This is a genomic window from Protofrankia sp. CiP1_Cm_nod2, from assembly GCF_920664355.1.
Lineage (GTDB): Bacteria > Actinomycetota > Actinomycetes > Frankiales > Frankiaceae > Protofrankia.
This window is the reverse complement of the sequence record NZ_CAKKTL010000007.1, coordinates 1-2,988: the sequence shown is the minus strand read 5'-3', so window position 1 is coordinate 2,988 and position 2,988 is coordinate 1. Positions and strand designations below refer to the sequence as shown.

Genomic DNA, 2,988 nt, shown 5'->3' with positions numbered 1-2,988 from the left:
GAGAACGAGGCGGTCGAGCAGATCGCGTTCGCCGACCGGATCGTGCTGAACAAGACCGACCTTGTCGACGAGGCGCAACTGGACGAGGTGATCGGCCGGATCCGGGCGATCAACAAAGTTGCGGAGATCCTGCCCGCCCAGTACGCCAAAGTCGACCTCGACAAGGTCCTCGACGTTGGCGCGTTCGACCTCGGGCGCGCACTCGACGTCGACCCCGCGTTCCTCACCGACGGTGAGCATCAACACGACCTGACCGTGTCCAGCGTCGGCATCGAACTGGCCGGAGACCTGTCCATACCAAAGCTCAACGACTGGCTCGGCGAGCTGCTGTCGACCAAGGGCGCCGACATCTTCCGGTCCAAGGGGGTACTCGCCGTCGCCGACCAGCAGAACCGGTACGTCTTCCAGGGCGTCCACATGCTCTTCGAAGGCACCGACGGCCAGCCCTGGGGCAACGCGGCCCGGGTCAGCCGGTTGGTCTTCATCGGACGCCACCTCGACCGCGCCGCCCTCGAAACCGGACTACGCCGCTGTCTCGCGAGCGCACGGTGAGCCGCACCGCCAACCTCCTCACCGCCGGTCGAACACCGACCACACCCGTCTGGTCGATCGACCTCGACGACGCGGTGAGCACCGTCACCGCCGCACCGCGCGGGTCGTTGGTCGCCGCCGCCTCCCTGTCCGGCCGCACCGTCGTCATCGACACGGACGAAGGGATCATCGTCACCGAGATGCCACACCACGAACTCGGGGCACTCGCCGCGGCGTGGTCGCCGGACGGCCGCCGCCTCGCCGTCGGCGGAGCCGACGGGACCGTCGTCATCGGCGACATCACGATCGGCCGGCGCGACGCCGTCATGGGCCAGGGTTGGGTACACGCACTGGCCTGGTCCCCCGACGGGCAGTACCTCGCCGCCGGCCGAGGCCGCGAGGTCCTGCTGCTGCGGCCCGACGGGACCATCGTCACCCGCTGGCCCGGCCAGCCCAGCACCGTCACCGCACTCGCCTGGGCCGGCCACCGACTTGCCGTCGCCTGCTACGGCGGCATCCGCTGGTACGAACCCGGACCCAACCGCACTGAACCGGTACGCACCTTCGACTGGAAGGGTTCGCTGCTCACCATCGCCGTCGCACCGAACGCCCGCTGGGCCGCCTCCGGTAATCAGGACGCCTCGATCCACCTGTGGCGGCTGTGGTCCGGCGAGGACTACGAGATGAGCGGCTATCCCGCCAAGGTCACCGCTATCGCCTTCGCCCCGGATTCCCAACGGCTCGCCGCCGGCGGCGGCGAGGAAGTCACCGTGTGGAACCTCGGCGGCAAGGGCCCGGCCGGGCAGCGCCCGGCCTCACTGCGCACGCACGCCGGACTCGTCGTCGCACTCGCCTACGCCCCCGCCCCCGTCCCACCGGTCCGAACGGGCTCGGCAGCCGGCCGGGCTGGCCAGCGCACGGCCGCCCCGCCGCTGCTCGCCAGTGGTGGCAGGGATGGCCGTCTGGCCGGTTGGCGGGGAAGTGGTAGTTCCCGGCGTCCGCATTTCGAGGTCGATCTGGGCGCGCCCGTCAGCTCGGTCACCTGGACCGCCGACGCGGCGCTTGTCGTGGCGGGAACCCAGGGCGGCCGGCTGAGCGCGGTCCGTCCGTCGGACAGTCCGCCCGGCACCGGTACGAGACGCAGCAGCTGACCGGCCTGGCCGGCCAGTTCCCGAGCCCAGCCAGCCCACTTCCGGAGAACGACCACTATGCGCCAGCCGATCCCACTGTCTGTGACGTTGGTGTGCACTGCCGGGGGTGACGTCGGGGTGGTGGCGGCCCCCGCAGGCGGTGGGGTTCGCCCCGTCCCCGTGCTCTCCTACCGGTGCCCGTCCCACCCGGTGGGAGGAGTCGTCGTCCGATCGCTCGACGTGGGTGACGGATCGCCGTGCAGGTCCGCGCTACCCGCCCAGGACGTGAGCCTCGTCGACGTCGTCTCCCGGGACATCGCCGCCTCGGCTGCGGAACTCACGGCCGATGGACACGTCGAAGCCGTCGTGGTGGCACCACCGGGATACGTTCCCTTGGACCTGATACCGGGCCTGGCCGGCTGCCCCGCGCTCAGCGTGGTGTCGTCGGTGGCGTTGGTCGACGCGACGACCGCGTTCGAGGACCTGGACGGCTGTGACTCCTTCGCCGGCCGAGGCCTCGCCGTTCCCCGTCTCGGTCGGACGGTGCCAGCGGCCCTCGTCGACCAGGTCGAACGCGCTGAGGTCGTCGCCCTCGCCGCCACCGACGAGATCGATGTCTGCGACATGCTGCAGCTCGACACGCTGGTACGGCGTCTGAACCCGACGGCCCGACCTGTGACCGTCGTCGGCCGAGCCACACCGGCCAGCGATATCCTCGCCTCCGCCGGCCCGGACGGCGGCGCGGGATACGACGAGATCGGCTCGCACCGGCACGCGGGCTGGTTGCGGATGCTAGGCGCACGCACCGCGGACGACCTGCCGACCAGCGAGGTCGGGATCACCGCCACGGTGCTCGCTGCCCGCCGGCCGTTGCACCCACAGCGGCTGCATGACTGCATGGACGGCCTGGTCGCCGGCGTGGTGCGTTCCCGGGGTTGGCTGTGGCTCGCCAGCCGACCCGACCAAAGGATGGCCTGGGACCACGCCGGGCGGGGACTCACGCTCGCTCCCGACGGCTACTGGCCCGCCGTCGACACCGCACCCGCGGACCACAGGGCCGCTTGTCCTGGCTGGGACCCCTACTACGGCTACCGCGTCCAGGAACTGGCCCTGATCGGTCTGCACGCCGACCCGGCGGCCCTCACCAGAATCTTCCGTTCATGCCTGCTCACCGACGCCGAGCTCGCTCTCGGCGAGGACAGCTGGCACGAGCTACCGGACCCCTTCCCCTCCTGGCTACCGGACCTGAACGGATAGCCAGGAGAACAAGGATGACCACAGCCCACATGCGGCTTGACCATAGGGCGCCCCACCGAGAACCGGAGCC

The 2,988-nt window shown here is 70.9% G+C and carries 3 protein-coding genes; all 3 read left to right on the top strand.

From position 1 onward, the window contains the following. Positions 1 to 552 (top strand): GTP-binding protein (locus NBW84_RS01450; protein WP_250280964.1); only part of this gene is annotated, 552 nt, incomplete at its 5' end. After that, entirely contained in the window at positions 549 to 1,682 is a 1,134-nt protein-coding gene (locus NBW84_RS01445) for a WD40 repeat domain-containing protein (protein WP_250280962.1), read from the top strand. The genes NBW84_RS01450 and NBW84_RS01445, both read left to right, overlap by 4 nt. Positions 1,683 to 1,901: 219 nt before the next feature. Next, positions 1,902 to 2,918 (top strand): CobW family GTP-binding protein, encoded by a 1,017-nt coding sequence (locus NBW84_RS01440; protein WP_250280960.1) that lies wholly within the window; start codon positions 1,902 to 1,904, stop codon positions 2,916 to 2,918. Positions 2,919 to 2,988: the final 70 nt, after the last annotated feature.